This is a genomic window from Echinicola vietnamensis DSM 17526 (assembly GCF_000325705.1).
Taxonomy (GTDB): domain Bacteria; phylum Bacteroidota; class Bacteroidia; order Cytophagales; family Cyclobacteriaceae; genus Echinicola; species Echinicola vietnamensis.
Map to the genome: position 1 here is coordinate 3,529,355 of NC_019904.1, position 15,231 is coordinate 3,544,585.

Consider the following 15,231-nt stretch of genomic DNA (forward strand, 5'->3'; position numbering starts at 1 on the left):
AAATCTTTTATTTAAATTTGAATAAGACATGTCCATTTTAGTATATATAGAGCACGCCGAGGGAACCATCAAAAAGACGTCATTAGAGGCGGTATCGTACGCCAGTGCCCTTGGAGAAAAGGAAGGGAAGGAAGTGACAGCAGTGGCATTGGGTGCCATTGAAGAAGGGGCATTGGCCAAAGCAGGTGCCGCTGGAGCAAAAAAAGTACTGCATGTAGCAGATGATAAATTAAACGATGGGGTAATTCAGGCACATGCAAGTGCTGTGGCCCAGGCTTTTGAGCAGGCAGGTGCAGATACGTTGGTGCTGGCGAAGTCTTCTTTAGGAGATGCAGTAGCGGCACGCTTGTCGATAAAATTGAAGGCAGGGCTAGCCTCCAATGTAGTAGCCTTACCAGAAGAAGATGGGGGATACAAAGTGAGAAGGAGTATTTATACAGGGAAGGCTTTTACCGATACGGTCATTACGACTTCCAATAAGATTTTGGCTGTGAAGAAAAATGCGGTTCCACTAAAATCCGATGGAGCAGATGCATCAGTGGAAGCTTTTCAAGTGAATTTGGAAGAGAGTGATTTTGCCGCAAAGATTACAGCTACAGACAAGGCAACAGATGAAATTTCTCTACCAGAAGCAGATATTGTAGTTTCTGGAGGTCGTGGGATGAAAGGACCGGAGAATTGGCATTTAATAGAAAACCTAGCAAAAGCAATGGGTGCAGCTACGGGGTGTTCTAAACCAGTTTCTGACAGCGAATGGCGACCTCACCATGAGCACGTAGGACAAACCGGCGTAAAAGTAGCACCAAGTTTGTACGTGGCAGTTGGAATTTCAGGCGCTATTCAACATCTTGCAGGTGTAAATGCATCCAAATTCATTTTGGTTATTAATAAAGATCCAGAAGCGCCATTTTTCAAGGCGGCCGATTACGGTATTGTAGGGGATGCTTTTGAAATACTGCCAAAACTTACGGAGGCTGTAAAAGCAATAAAATAAAAGCGAGTGGAGAACACAGTTGAACTAGAGATATTAGGTTTATCATCAAATCATTCACAATCAGGATCCTTCACGCTGGTGATGGGCGAGACCACTGGTACGCGGAGACTTCCCATCGTGATCGGAATGTTTGAGGCTCAGGCGATTGCTATTGAGATAGAGAAGATCGTCCCTAATCGTCCCATGACCCATGACCTTTTTAAGTCCTTTGCGAGTAATTTTGGGTTTTCGGTAGATTACATTCTTGTTTCAGATATGAGAGAGGGTGTTTTTTACGCTAAAATTGTCTGTAAAGACGGCAAGAAGAATGTGGAAATCGATGCCCGACCGTCGGATGCCATCGCGATAGCGGTGCGTTTTGATGCCCCGATATTTTGTGAGAAGAAGGTGATGTCAGAAGCGGCCATTGAATTCAACGAAGAGGAAGAAGAGAAAAGTGGAGGAAAGTCAGCAGCCGAAGACAAAAAGGTCTCCTCAACTAAATCGAGGCGTCAAGAACCACTCAAAGATTATAGCCTAGAAAAGCTGAACCAGTTACTGGACAAGGCCATCAATAATGAGGACTATGAGCAAGCAGCTCGTATTAGAGATGAGATAAATCGAAGAAATTAATAGTACTTAAAAACCTGGATCTGTTAAGTTCCAGGTTTTTTTGTTTCCATTCCTGTCCCAAAATACCTTATATTTACCTTCTTATTTCTTTTGAGGGGACCAAAAAAACACCAAGGTCATAACGATAATATATGGATTATTTAAGAGGTATGATTGGAATTGTTGCGTTATTGGGCGTAGCATTTCTATTTTCAGCGAGCAGAAAGTCAGTGGATTGGAAATTAGTGGGGATAGGGGTGATCTTACAAATAGTCTTTGGCTTTTTGATTACTAAGGTAGCCTTTGTCGAATCTGTTTTTGCCAGTATCAGTGGTGCTTTTGTGAAATTACTTAGTTTTGCACAGGCCGGAGCGATTTTTTTGTTTGGTGATTTAGCCACAGATTCATTTGGGACCATATTTGCCTTTCAGGTGTTACCTACCATTATCTTCTTTTCGACCGTTTCTGCGGGATTGTATTATTTAGGTGTATTGCAAAAAATCGTGTTTGGAATTGCTTGGGTAATGGCCAGGACCATGAAGCTTTCTGGTGCCGAAAGCCTTTCAGCCGCGGGGAATATTTTTTTGGGTCAGACAGAAGCGCCGTTGTTGGTGCGTCCTTTTATACCAACCATGACCCGATCAGAGCTTATGTGTTTGATGACAGGAGGGATGGCGACCATTGCTGGTGGTGTTTTGGCTGCCTATGTGGCTTTTTTGGGAGGGGATGACCCTGCTGAACAGAGCAAGTTTGCATCGTACCTTTTAGGCGCAAGTATTATGAATGCACCTGCCGCCATTGTCATGTCCAAATTAATTATTCCTGAGACCAATAAAGAAGGTCTAAATGATAAACTGGAAGTGAGCAGTGAAGGTATGGGGGTAAACTTGATCGATGCCATGTCTATAGGAGCAGCAGATGGGTTGAAACTGGCGTTAAATGTAGGAGGGATGTTACTGGCTTTTATTGCTGTCATCGCCATGCTTAATTATCTGCTATCAGGGGTGCTGGGTGATGTGACAGGCTTAAATCAATTTGTGGTTGATACCACCAATGGGAGGTTTGATGGTTTCTCATTGGAATATATCCTTGGTCAGGTGTTTAGGATATTCGCTTGGCTGATGGGGGTGGAATGGCAGGATACGCTTCAAGTGGGCTCGCTACTGGGACAAAAGACGGTTATCAATGAGTTTGTGGCGTATTCAGATCTCTCTTCCATGAAGGCAGAAGGAGACTTATCACCAAAATCAATCATCATCGCAACGTACGCCCTTTGCGGGTTTTCTAATTTTAGCTCCATTGCGATACAAGTGGGAGGAATAGGAAGCATTGCCCCGGGACAACAAGGAAATCTTTCTAAATTGGGCATGCATGCCCTTCTTGCCGCTACTTTGGCGTGTATGATGACAGCCACCATTGCTGGGATGCTTTTCAGCTAAAAAAGAAAGCCCGAAAAGGTATGATGATCTTTTCGGGCTTTAGTGATATGATTAAATTATGAATTATGCCTCTGAAATGACGATTTTTTCGATTTTGTCTCCTTGGCGTATCTGATCTATTACATCCAAACCTTCTATCACCTTGCCAAAGCAGGTGTGGTTTCTGTCCAAATGGGCGGTATTGTCTCTGCTATGGCAGATGAAAAACTGGGATCCTCCTGTGTTTCTTCCTGCGTGCGCCATGGATAAGACACCGCGTTCATGGTGTTGGTTACCTCCGTCCAGTTCACAATCAATGGTATATCCTGGTCCACCGGCACCATTTCCAATGGGGCATCCGCCTTGAATGACAAAGTTAGGAATTACCCGATGAAAGGTAAGTCCATTGTAAAAGCCTTTTTCGGAAAGGTCTATAAAGTTTTTCACCGTGTTGGGAGCATCTTTTTCATAAAACTCCACCTTCATGGTTCCTTTTTCAGTAACGATTTCTGCTGTTTTCATGGAATGTTTATTTGAAGCAAAGATAGTAAATCTTGCTTTTATTTGGAGAAAATAATTGAATTGCGAGTGTTGGATTAGTCTTATTTTATATTGAAAGAGTTTAAAATCTTCCTTTTGGTCTGTTTTTTGATTATATTTTAGTAACCAAACTTATTTAATCATGAATAACAGAGAAAAGTTAGAGAAAATGGACAGAGCTTTGAGGCTACTTGCAGACTTGAAAAACAGCCAAGTGGCATTGATAGAAAAGGCTTCCCAGCTCCAACTTGATGCCATGGAGTTTAATTTTTCGAACATGGAAAAGAACATGGGAGACTTGTACTCAAGGTACAATGAATCCTTGGATATGCTTGGGGAAGAGCTCGAGCGGTTCGAAATAAGAAGGAACAAGTTTGAACAAGAACATGGCTTGGACAAGCCTGCAGAATAATGTTGGCCCTCCGGATACCCGGAGGGCTTTTTGTTTAGCATGTGGGGGCTCCTGCCATGATCTCCTCATCGGCAAAGTCCTCGTATTTTTTGAAGTTCTCCACAAATGAACTTGCCAGCTGAAAAGCCTTTTGGTCATATTCACCTGGGTTTTCCCATGTGTCTTTGGGGTTCAGGATTTCTTGCGGTACTCCCGGGCAACGTTGTGGAACAGCAACATTGAACACAGGGTGGTTTTTATAATTGACATTGTCGAGTTTTCCTTCCAATGCTGCAGAAATCATGGCTCTGGTATGGGAGAGTTTCATCCGTGAACCCACCCCATAAGAGCCGCCTGTCCATCCAGTATTTACCAACCAGACATTTGCATTATGGTCTTTCATTTTTTTGCCAAATAAACTGGCATAAACCGTGGGGTGTAGCGGGAGAAATGCAGCTCCAAAGCAAGCTGAAAATGTTTTTTGGGGTTCTGTTATTCCCATTTCGGTACCCGCTACTTTGGCCGTGTAGCCAGAGATGAAGTGGTACATGGCTTGGCTGGGGTTTAGTTTGGAAATAGGGGGGAGTACTCCGAAAGCATCCGCTGTGAGGAAGAAGATGTTTTTGGGCAAGGTGCCCAGTGGGGGCATTATGGCCTGAGGTATGTGGTACAACGGATATGCTGTTCTGGTGTTTTCGGTAGTCGTACTATCCGCAAAGTTTATAGTCCTACTGTTGGGAAAGAACTTTGTGTTTTCCACGATGGAACCGAATTTTATCGCTCGCCAAATTTCTGGTTCTTTTTGCTCAGAAAGGTCGATGACTTTAGCATAGCATCCACCTTCAAAGTTAAATATACCATTATTGGTCCAGCCATGTTCGTCGTCACCGATGAGCTTTCGCTCCGGGTCAGCAGACAAGGTCGTCTTTCCCGTTCCAGAAAGACCAAAGAATACAGCTGTATCTCCCATCTTACCGATGTTAGCAGAGCAGTGCATAGAAAGCACCTTTTCTTTTAAAGGTAACAGGTAATTCAACACTGAAAATATACCTTTTTTGATCTCGCCAGCATAACCAGTTCCGCCAATTAGAATGATTTTCCTAGTAAGATTGATGATGGTGAAATTCTTGCCTCTAGTGCCATCTACCGTTGGGTCAGCTTCGAATTCTGGAATACAGATAATGGTGTAAGCTGTTTCCAAATCAATGGTTTCGCCTTCCTCTGGCCTTAAAAACATATTGTGGCAAAAGAGGTTGTGCCAGGCCAAGGTGTTGTAAACCCTGACATTAAGCCGGTACCTACTGTCAGCACCGGCATACATATCCCGGGCAAATATGATCCTGTTCTTCAGGTAAGCTGTCATTTTGTTCAATAAACCATCAAAATGCGCTTCCATAAAGGGAATGTTGATCGTTCCCCACCAGATGGTGTTTTTGGTCTTGTAGTCAGAAACGATGTAACGGTCTTTTGGTGACCTTCCTGTGAACTTACCGGTGTCTGCCATTAAGGCACCAGTGTCTGTCAGCCATCCTTCTTTTTGGGCAAGGGCATGCTCAATAAGTTCAGGAGGTGTTAGGTTGAGTTTTAACTGACCTTTATCCAACTGTTCATGAATACGCTGTTGGTCAGTAACGGGGGATGTTTTACTGATCATAAATCTTTAAAGCTATTTGGGTATTATAAAAAGGTATTGCTACAAAGATAGAGGAATTGGAGCGTATTATCCTTAAAAAAGATTGAAAATGTACGTTTTCAAACGATTTCGATGGGTTTTTTGATGACAATTAAAGGAAGTAAAATATTCAAAAAAGAATGATTGTTCCTGTGGAATCTCAAAAAGATTGACCAAATACCATTAGGGAACAAAATGGTTCATTTTTCTCAGTTTAAGAAAAAATCTCTTATCATTGTAAATTATTAAGCTTAATTCAGGAATTATTTACCCAAATGTTAGAAAACGAAGAATCCAATAAACAGCAACTCGATAGAGGTTTTGATGGCCCATCGATGTTTGGCCACCCAAGGGGGTTAATGACACTTTTTTTTACTGAAATGTGGGAACGTTTCAGTTATTATGGCATGAGGGCGTTGCTCATTTTATTTATGACCACGGCTGTCATTGATGGAGGCTTGGGATTTGATGATAAGACATCAGGTGCAATTTACGGTCTTTATACGATGGGGGTTTACTTGTTGGCCTTACCAGGTGGCTGGCTCGCAGACAGGTTGTTCGGGTTAAAGAAATCAGTTTGGTACGGAGGGATTATTATTGCACTGGGGCATTTTACAATGGGTTTGCCGGGAATATTGGCGATGCTGGAAGGAGGGCATGTGGCCAAGGATACGTTGTCTTCACTGGATACTACTTCCTTTTTCCTTGGGTTGATTCTTATTGTGGTGGGGACGGGTTTGCTCAAACCTAACATCAGTTCAATTGTTGGACAGCTCTATCATGAAGGAAGTTCAAAAAGAGATGCTGGATTCAGTATTTTCTATATGGGAATCAATATCGGTGGATTTATCGCACCTATTATTTGCAGTACTTTTGCTGAAATAGATTGGCATTTAGGTTTTGGTGTAGCAGGTTTTGGAATGGTCCTTGGACTTATTCAGTACCGATTGACATCAGGTACGCTAAAAGGGAAAGGGGAGTTGACAGATCCAGCCTCTGAGGTGGAAGTCGCTCACCGACGTCGACTAAGGATGTTTACTTTTCTGACAATAATAGTTATTTCCTTAGTAGTTTTTTTAATGTTTCAGGGCACTATTGCTATTAATGCTGCAGCGATAGCGGATGCATCTTATAAGGTTATTGCCTTGGTGGCAGCAGGATTCTTTATTTATGTGATTCTTTTTGGTGGGTTGGATAAAGAAGAAAAGAAAAAAGTAGGAGTGATTGCTATTTTACTCTGTTTTGGAGCGTTGTTTTGGTCAGGATTTGAGCAGGCAGGTTCCACCTTGAATCTGTTTGCAGAACGGTTTACTAATCGACATGTGTTTGGATGGGAGATTCCAACAGGATACTTCCAATCTGCAAACTCCATGTTTATCATTATTTTTGCGCCTGTATTTGCAGCCCTATGGGTTTGGTTGGCCAAAAGACATTTAGAGCCCAGTTCTCCTATTAAATTCGCCTTTGGCCTGATCCTGCTCGGGATAGGCTTTTTAGTGATGTATTTTGCAGCTAAAGTAGCGGCAGCGGGAAGTTTAGCCGCTCCCACCTGGTTAATGTTTACCTATCTGTTTCATACTTTTGGAGAATTGAGCTTAAGCCCAGTGGGATTGAGCTTGACCACAAAGCTGGCACCGAAAAAATTTCAAGGGCAAATGATGGGAATGTGGTTTTTGTCTGTTGCTTTGGGCAATTTGGTTGCTGGCATTATCGCTGGGGAAGCGAGTGGAGGCTCCAAGGAAGCAGTAGCTGAAATGCCGGATCAGTATATGTTAATTGTAATGATATCCATAGGAGCAGGAATTGTACTCATGTTGATTACCAAACCTATTAGGAAATTAATGGGGAATGTTAGATAACTAAAAAGGGGAGCGATCATCGCTCCCCTTTTTAGTTATAAAGTAAACCCTTATTATTTTTCCTTTTTATTTCCTTTGAATAGACTGTTTCTGATGTCCATGTTGGAAAGGCCAGCGCCCAAGCCAATAAGGATACAAACGATAAGGATGAATAATTGAGCTCCTGAACCCAGGGGAGAATTGAATATTTCCAGTAACATATCTGAAATGTTTTAAGTGAAGTCTTAAATTTTTTGCAATTTAATAGCTCAGCCTCATTGGACAAAATTAATTTATAAAAACTGGGCTATCTTAGGAGAAAGAGGCCCAGTCTGAATACTAATTAGTCAAATTCGTCATCCAAATCGTCTTCGAAATCGCCAAAATCATCGTCTTCGAAATCGATTAAATTGTCTTCAAGTCTTTCATCATCGTCATCATCTAGGTCATAAATGTCCTCGTTGAGATCATCCATATTGAATTCGTCATCTTCCTCGAAGTCATCGAATTCGTCATAGTATTGTTCAGTTCCTCTTGCCATAACGTGATAGGTTTAAATAAGATTAATCGGCAGGATTTTACGCTATTTACAACAAAATTTAATTTATTTCAATAAGAAAATTTATTTCCTCACAGGCGTAACAATTTCAGGATTTGATCAATAAATGAGAGGGGCAATTAGAGAAGCAGTTTTTTGCAGTAATTATCGGTAATTGCTATTAATGCTGATTATTGATGTTGCTATTTTTTATTTGTCAGTATTTTGTAAGGTTAGTTGTGAAAAATGCATTTATTTTTAAATCTCATTACATAATGTGTAATAAAGAGAGGTGGTAGCCTAAATTTATTCCTTAGGTTTTGGATACGTCGAATTCATAAATTGATGAAATCGGTACGTACGTTTACATTTTTTTTGATTACCTGTACAGAAATTTACTTTCCGAGTTTGTTTTTTAAACCATGAAAAATGTTTTTTAAATTAATTTTAATGTATTTTGTTTGTTTTCTTGTCGTCATTCATATAAATTAGTGGTGTGTATTAGGGTACTGTGGACCAGTCAAGTAAGCCTGGTAATCGATTTCATAGATGTATCCTGATAAGCACTGAATTAAAAATTTACAGCTGTTAAAGAATACTAATAAAAATAATGTTTGGATGCTTCATCGGTTCGTAAACCGTCATGGGTGGTTTACAGATAGTAAATGGGTTAATGAGAAAAATTTCGAATTTTTATTAGAGAAACTATGAATAATATTAACAAACTTGTCGCGGGTTTTTTCTTTATCTGGGACACTGTCATTTTAGGAATTACTTTTCTTGTTTCACTTTATATCTTTAAAGATACAAGTGTTCAAGGATTGGATTGGATGCTCTTCATGGGGCTTATTTCTATATGGCTGGTAATAGTGAAATGGAGAAAGCTATATTTCTTTGATGTCAATGGGGATCTTTCAAACAGAATTTTAAATTATGTAAAGTCCAGTGCCATCTTAGTGGTGATCTTGGGCTTGGCTTATTTAATATTCACTTTTCCTCCAACCTTTAGAAAAGTGGTGCTTTCTTTCTCTATCGGATTTCCTTTGATTGGCATTGTAACCAACTTTGTCATCTTAAGTATAATTAATCGACTGAAGAATAGTGGAGGGGTTGGTAAAAATGTCCTGGTGACGGGACAAGGAGAAATGGTCAATAAGGTGAATTCCTATTTTAAAGAAAATCCTAAGAACGGATATCAGGTAAAAGGTGTCGTGAAATATCAAAATGTGGCAGAACCTGAGTTGGCAATAGAAGGCGGCGAATACGTTAGTGATTTAGAGAGTATGGGAAGCTACATAAAAGAGAATCCTGTAGATGAAGTTATAGTAGCTCTTCCAATTCAATATTCAGAGGAAATCAAAAAAATTCTAAATACAGCTGATTATTACGGAACAAGGGTTAGGTTTGTGCCAGACTATCAAAACCTTCTAGGAGAAGACTGCAAAGTGATCAGGCAAGGGAAAATGGACATGGTAAACGTGAGACAGATGCCCCTTGATGATAAGATTTCTGCCTTTATAAAGGAATGTTTTGATTGGTGTTTTTCCAGCTTGGTACTTCTAATGCTGTCACCATTGTTCTTTTTAATTGTGTTACTTATTAAACTTGATAGTCCAGGTCCAGCTTTTTACTGTCCTGAAAGGATTGGGAAAGGTGGGAAGCCGTTTAGGGTTTTTAAGTTTAGGACCATGAAGGAAAATGACAGTACGGGTAAGGCCTCAACGGTGGAAAATGATCCTCGTATCACCAAAGTCGGTAAAGTTCTTAGAAAGTACAGTATTGATGAGCTTCCTCAGTTTGCCAATGTATTTATGGGAGATATGAGCGTGGTAGGGCCAAGACCTCATAGGACATACCTTAACGAAGAGTTTCAGCGAAGCGTGGATAAGGCAATGGTGAGACATTACTTTAAACCAGGTGTCACTGGATGGGCCCAAGTAAATGGATGGAGAGGTCCTACAGAAACAGCTGAGCAGAAAGAGCAACGCATTGCACATGACCTTTGGTACTTAAAGAACTGGTCAATGAAATTAGATCTTAAAATTATATACTTAACAATTTTTGGACGTAAGACACACGGGACCGCTTTTTGATAAATATCATATGGCATGGAGAACGAATCGTTCTCCATGTTTTCTTTGATTTTTTGGAAGATACTTGAAATGTTGTGTTTTACACATTTTTTTGTTTTTTTATTTTTATAACTCTGTCAATTCATTCTGAATTCGAATTTTAATTTTACAAAAAATAATATTGATTCTGATAATTATAAAGTTTCCTTCATATAAACTTGTGGAAAATAGTGTCAAAGTGTAGAATTATTTCCACATATTCTAATGAGAAATTTTGTTTTTAAATTTTCAATAATTCAATTTTATGCATATAATTTTTAATTATTTAAATAAAGGTATTTGTTTTTTATCGAAGCCTTAAAAAATAGTTTAAAATAAGTATGGTAATAGTGGTTTTTAATATTAAAAAGTTTATTATTTTTTAAATAATTAGATTTAAATAATATTAAATTATCCTTCAATTTATTTATACTGTTTGTTTACGTTATACATGTATTCATACCTGTTAATAAGTTGTTTGTTTATTTATCTAAGTGCCTTATATCCAATTGGTTTACGTGGTATGGATATTGGAAAGTTTGCGCTAGCCAGTGTTAATCACCCGAATGATTTACTCGCTGACGTACAACACAATTTACTAACCAACATACCACACTTATGAACATTACTATCCGAGAGGGACCTTGATCAAGGGTCATTTAGAAAATCACTTAAAAGTAATTATCACCTAACCAATTTATTTAATGAAATCTATTACCAATTTAACCTGCAGGGGAATTCTTGCAGGAATCACTACAGTTTTGTTTGCGAGTTCTTGCCAACTAGATGAATCGCAACAGCTCGATATTCAAGAGAGCACAGAAATTGCCGAAGTAACGACCCAATTGTCAGGCTTATTATTTGAGGAGGATTTTGAAGGAGACAATCCTCTTTATGGCGTGCACACACAGGGGGCAGAGGATTACAGCGTGAGAGTGGTTTCTTGGAGATCGTTCCAGGGAAAAAAATGTGCAATGTTTAGACTAAAATCATCTGATGAAATGGTGGCAAATGGAACTCGGTCTGAACTTTTGGTCAATAATGGAGCTCCATCTAGTAATATGTGGTACAGTTTTGCTGTTTACTTTCCTGAAGGAGGTTATGAGTATGACAGGGCAAATGAATCAATTTCCCAATGGCGGCAAAGTTCTGGAGGACCATCACTTTCACTTAGAACGTCAAAAGATGATCTATATCTCAGAGTTGTTTCTCCACATAACGAAAATAAATGGGAAACTATAAACATGGGGCCGATCATTAAGGATGAATGGACAGAATTAGCATTTCGTATTCATCATTCTTCAGGATCTGAAGGTTCTATTGAAGTATGGAGAAATGGTAATAAGGTCGTTAATTACCAAGGGCCGAACCTATTTAAAGGACAAGGATTACCACATTGGAAGGTAGGAATCTATAAGTCTATATGGAATTATACTGAGACTGATACAGATTTGAGGTCTTTGTATATGGATAATATACGCTATGGCGATCAAAACACCTCTATTACAGATTTGGTTACAGGAAGTATGCTAAATTTAGCTGGTACTGTTATTTCGGATCCAAAGGAGCCTAAATTAATCATTGCCAATGCGGATACGGAAACTCTATGGGAAGATTTACATCCAGGGAAAATAGTATATTTTTCTAGATTAGGCACTGAGAAATTCAGTATTTATGCAGATGTCGATGAGAGAGTTAAAAGCGTTCGATTTGATTTACATCGTCTAAATGGAAATGGTAAGTACGATTTGATTCATTCTCTTATGGATGGCGGCTTCCCTTTTCTTTTGTTTGGAGACGATGGAAAAGGTAACTTTTATTATGGTAATGCGTTCCTTGAATCAGGAAAATATAGAGTTGACGTTGCTGCATTTGCTGATGAGAAAGGGGTTATCCCGGTAGGAGACAAGATGTCGTCGACCTTTAAAATTTACTAATACCTTTTATAAAAACGGCTCAAACCAATGCTGGTTTGAGCCGTTTTTGTATCAAAATATTAACTTTTTATTTAAACTTTTAATCTTGTATCATCATGCGGATGAAGAAACAGGATCAGGAGAGTTTTTATACTTTATGATTTTAGCCGGAATTCCTCCAATAACACAATTATCAGGAACATCATGAGTTACTACACTACCTGCAGCAATAGTTACATTGTTGCCAATTTTTATTGGCCCTAATATCGTAACACCTGTTCCAATATAGCAATCTTCTCCAATTAAGACTCTAGGATCTTCTATTCTTGGCTTTTTTTTCCCTATTAACACACGAGGAAGAACTGTACAGTTTTTACCAATGTTAGCAAAAACCGCAATGCGTACAAAGCCAGAATGAACTAAATGAAAGCCTTCTCCTAAAGTATTTGGATGAATATAAAAGCTAAATTTAAGCTTCATTCTTCTATGATTCCAGTATCTCCAGGCTAATGGTAGGTAGTCCCACGGATTTTTCTTTTTATTAAGGTAAAACTCTAGGTATCGTAAATTTTTAAAAAAACGATAAACCCTGTATCCTTCAGAATAAGAAATCCACATTAGAAATGGTCTCTTGATGTTGAGTTTTGCCTTTTCTATTTTCAAGACCCTATTCAAGTCTTCTTTGGTTTTGATTAATTCCATTGGTTTAGTCGCAGTACATTTTTTGCTTGAGGTAGAATAATAGTAGTGACCATTTTGTATAATGGAAGTATTTTAAATGATGTTACGTAAATCATCTACCATACTTTTATAATTACCAATAATTGAAGGTCTATTCTTTTTGAAGAAATATTCTTATTGTTTCTGCTCATTAATTTAAGGCGCCTTTACTTTTGTGAATTAGGATCCATGCGATGAGACTTCAAGAGACGCTTTTATAGATGGTCCTTTTTTATTCACTTGTTGCTTTGATGGAGCATACTGTAAAACTTTTTCGATCATATATTCAGTTGTATCTATGCTGTTTTTTAAGAGTTTCAATCTTCTATTTTTATAGAGCTGGTCATTGCTTTCTACAGAAAGAATTTCAACAGCTTTTTGTATGGCTTGCTCTTGATCATTAGGAGTTTCTGTGAAATTATAAACCAGCTTATATTTTTTTTCTTGCTCATCAGTATAGCCACGACCGTCGTTATCTAAAAAAATAGCAGGAGTGCCTAAAACAGCGGCCTCCGAGGCCATTGTAGCGCTTTCGCCAAATAATAGGGAGCTATAATAGAGAGCATGATGTATTTTATCAATTGGGATTTTTATACGAAATTTTTCTAAATCCTCAGGAAGCTCACTTTCAGAAGTTATAAGTACTCGAGCATATTTAGAAATTTCTTTAATGGCTTTTCGTTTGTTTTCCATAGACATGCCTGAATGGCCAAAATCATGGACAGATCCCCAAGCCACAAATCTGATAATGACAAAACGCTCTTGAGGCTTTACACCAATAATGTCTAATATAGTTGGGTCTGGAGTGAAATAATTTGGATGTAAGTAAGAAAGTTCCATGTAGCCGTTGAAGCGATGATGCTTTTCACCTAAATCTGTTCGGTAACATGCCGGAGTGTGAATGGATGTGGCATAGGGGACTGTTAGCTTAGCATGGAGCGTAGCATGTTCCGTGTCACTGAAAACAATTGATGGTTTGTTGATTAATTTTGCGATATGTGAGGGGTAAGGATGTAAAAAATTCAAAAATACATCTGGTTTAAATTTTTTAGCTATCCTAAGTAGTTTTAAATCAGCATATAGTAGGTATAAGAATTTTCCAATAGCTCCATTTTGTCCTTTTCCACGGTTTATGAAAGGGATATTGTATGCTTTGAGCAATTTATGTTCAATTTCTTTGTTTCTAGAGACAAACAATATTTGGTGACCTTCATCTGCCATTATTTTGTATAGGTTCTTAAAATAATGAACGTGAGCAGGGTGATTGATATCAATTAAAATTTTCATCTGAGGAATAGTTTTTTGATGGCCTTATTTTTCAACAAAATTCACGTTAAGATGTTTGGTAATCTTAAAGTATGACCGGGATTTTGCTAAATAATAATTGATAGAAGTTTAAAAATTCTGGTTGGTGCCTATTCTAATGCCGATAAATAGATACTTTTAAGCTTAGCTGCTACCTTTGGTACAGATAAACCAAGCTCAATTAATCGATTCCGTCCTTCACAATTATCTAAAGATATAACATTTTTGATTTTGATAAAAAGATCTTCAGACGTAAAATCACATATTGAATATCCATTAGTATTATTAATCAAGTACTTTACATCTCCGACATCCGTAAATACACCTTTACAATTGCAAGCCATTGCTTCCTTGACAACATTAGGTGATCCTTCTTGAAATGAACACATGATTAAAGCGTCCACAGCATTTAAATATTTGAAAATAAGATCATGGCTTATGGGGTAAGGCGCCAATACGTTAATTCCATTTTCTGCTAATTTATCTTTTATGGAGAGTAATTGATTATAGTTCTTTCTGCGATCTTTCGGGTTTCCAAGGAATAGGACATACTTTTTATCTGGCGATAAGTTGAGCTCTTCTCTAAAATTCTGCTCATATGGATGAAGGTTTTCCATATTTACTCCATTTGGTAGAAGATGACTTTTACTCTTTTGCCAAACGACTTGTTCTATATTTGGAGATTTTGAAATGATTTTTTTTACAAAAGGCTGAATCAAAACGCTCAAAATCGTGAGGTAGTTAAGACTGGGTTTATTTTGAGATAGTTTATTCACCCTTCCATAAGCATCAGTTCCCATTAATGAAAGGACGATAGGTAATCTTGGGTTGGCCAATACTACTACCCAAGCGGAAAGTGTGAAATGTGCATGAATTAGATCGTAAGAATTAGTCCTCAAATGTTTCCGTAGTCGTTTTACGTTTGAGTAATATCCTTTAGGACCTTTTCCTATCACTCTGAAATAGTCTACTTCCACGTTTTGGCTCATTAAAGAATCTCCTTGAACCTTTATGAAAGGAGCGACATCAAAATTTTTCAAATTGCCAGAAGAAACAAATAGGACTTTCATAATACTTTTTGAAGCTACTTTTGCTTCATTTTTTTCGTTTTTCGACGTGGCAATAGAAGGAGTACTTAAATTATATGCCATATTTATTTGAATTGATGAATAGTTAAAAAATTATCTTGTTGAATTT

14 protein-coding genes are annotated in these 15,231 nt (G+C 38.3%); 7 read left to right on the plus strand and 7 right to left on the minus strand.

All coding sequences use genetic code 11. The features are described from left to right. Positions 1-28 precede the first annotated feature (28 nt). From ECHVI_RS14415 to ECHVI_RS14425, 3 genes are all read left to right on the plus strand, one after another. The gene (locus ECHVI_RS14415) at positions 29-994 is read left to right on the plus strand and encodes an electron transfer flavoprotein subunit alpha/FixB family protein (RefSeq protein WP_015266742.1); all 966 of its coding nucleotides are present in this window, start codon (positions 29-31) and stop codon (positions 992-994) included. A gap of 6 nt (positions 995-1,000) precedes the next feature. Further along, a complete protein-coding gene (locus ECHVI_RS14420; RefSeq protein WP_015266743.1) occupies positions 1,001-1,606 on the plus strand; it encodes a bifunctional nuclease family protein in 606 nt (201 codons plus the stop codon). Between the two features lie 131 nt (positions 1,607-1,737). Continuing rightward, positions 1,738-3,024: a NupC/NupG family nucleoside CNT transporter gene (locus ECHVI_RS14425; protein ID WP_015266744.1), complete on the plus strand. Its 1,287-nt coding sequence runs from the start codon at positions 1,738-1,740 to the stop codon at positions 3,022-3,024. A 63-nt stretch (positions 3,025-3,087) separates the two neighbouring features. Here the strand turns inward: ECHVI_RS14425 and ECHVI_RS14430 are convergent, their stop codons facing one another. After that, complete coding sequence (locus ECHVI_RS14430; protein WP_015266745.1) at positions 3,088-3,525, minus strand: peptidylprolyl isomerase; 438 nt, start codon at positions 3,523-3,525, stop codon at positions 3,088-3,090. A 160-nt stretch (positions 3,526-3,685) separates the two neighbouring features. Between ECHVI_RS14430 and ECHVI_RS14435 the strand changes: the two genes are divergently transcribed. Then, complete coding sequence (locus ECHVI_RS14435) at positions 3,686-3,955, plus strand: hypothetical protein (protein ID WP_015266746.1); 270 nt, start codon at positions 3,686-3,688, stop codon at positions 3,953-3,955. 34 nt (positions 3,956-3,989) lie between these two features. Here the strand turns inward: ECHVI_RS14435 and pckA are convergent, their stop codons facing one another. Next, a complete protein-coding gene (gene pckA / locus ECHVI_RS14440) occupies positions 3,990-5,588 on the minus strand; it encodes a phosphoenolpyruvate carboxykinase (ATP) (RefSeq protein WP_015266747.1) in 1,599 nt (532 codons plus the stop codon). Positions 5,589-5,881: 293 nt separating this feature from the next. On the opposite strand from pckA, the gene ECHVI_RS14445 reads away from it, so the two are divergent. Then, positions 5,882-7,465: a peptide MFS transporter gene (locus tag ECHVI_RS14445; RefSeq protein ID WP_015266748.1), complete on the plus strand. Its 1,584-nt coding sequence runs from the start codon at positions 5,882-5,884 to the stop codon at positions 7,463-7,465. Between the two features lie 53 nt (positions 7,466-7,518). On the opposite strand, the gene ECHVI_RS23865 is transcribed toward ECHVI_RS14445, so the two are convergent. Continuing rightward, positions 7,519-7,665: a hypothetical protein gene (locus ECHVI_RS23865; protein WP_015266749.1), complete on the minus strand. Its 147-nt coding sequence runs from the start codon at positions 7,663-7,665 to the stop codon at positions 7,519-7,521. Between the two features lie 122 nt (positions 7,666-7,787). Next, positions 7,788-7,985, minus strand: a complete 198-nt coding sequence (locus ECHVI_RS14450; RefSeq protein ID WP_015266750.1) for a hypothetical protein — start codon at positions 7,983-7,985, stop codon at positions 7,788-7,790. A 704-nt stretch (positions 7,986-8,689) separates the two neighbouring features. Between ECHVI_RS14450 and ECHVI_RS14455 the strand changes: the two genes are divergently transcribed. Beyond that, complete coding sequence (locus ECHVI_RS14455) at positions 8,690-10,075, plus strand: undecaprenyl-phosphate glucose phosphotransferase (RefSeq protein ID WP_015266752.1); 1,386 nt, start codon at positions 8,690-8,692, stop codon at positions 10,073-10,075. Between the two features lie 722 nt (positions 10,076-10,797). Beyond that, positions 10,798-12,030 carry a polysaccharide lyase family 20 protein gene (locus ECHVI_RS14460; RefSeq protein ID WP_015266753.1) on the plus strand — a complete coding sequence of 411 codons (1,233 nt, stop codon included), beginning with the start codon at positions 10,798-10,800 and terminating at the stop codon, positions 12,028-12,030. Positions 12,031-12,123: 93 nt separating this feature from the next. Here the strand turns inward: ECHVI_RS14460 and ECHVI_RS24085 are convergent, their stop codons facing one another. The 3 genes from ECHVI_RS24085 to ECHVI_RS14475 all read right to left on the minus strand — a co-directional run bounded on the left by ECHVI_RS24085 (position 12,124) and on the right by ECHVI_RS14475 (position 15,185). Then, positions 12,124-12,711 carry a serine O-acetyltransferase gene (locus tag ECHVI_RS24085; RefSeq protein WP_015266754.1) on the minus strand — a complete coding sequence of 196 codons (588 nt, stop codon included), beginning with the start codon at positions 12,709-12,711 and terminating at the stop codon, positions 12,124-12,126. A 198-nt stretch (positions 12,712-12,909) separates the two neighbouring features. Next, the gene (locus ECHVI_RS14470; protein ID WP_015266755.1) at positions 12,910-14,016 is read right to left on the minus strand and encodes a DUF354 domain-containing protein; all 1,107 of its coding nucleotides are present in this window, start codon (positions 14,014-14,016) and stop codon (positions 12,910-12,912) included. Positions 14,017-14,144: 128 nt separating this feature from the next. Further along, positions 14,145-15,185, minus strand: a complete 1,041-nt coding sequence (locus ECHVI_RS14475; RefSeq protein WP_015266756.1) for a glycosyltransferase family 4 protein — start codon at positions 15,183-15,185, stop codon at positions 14,145-14,147. Positions 15,186-15,231 lie beyond the last annotated feature (46 nt).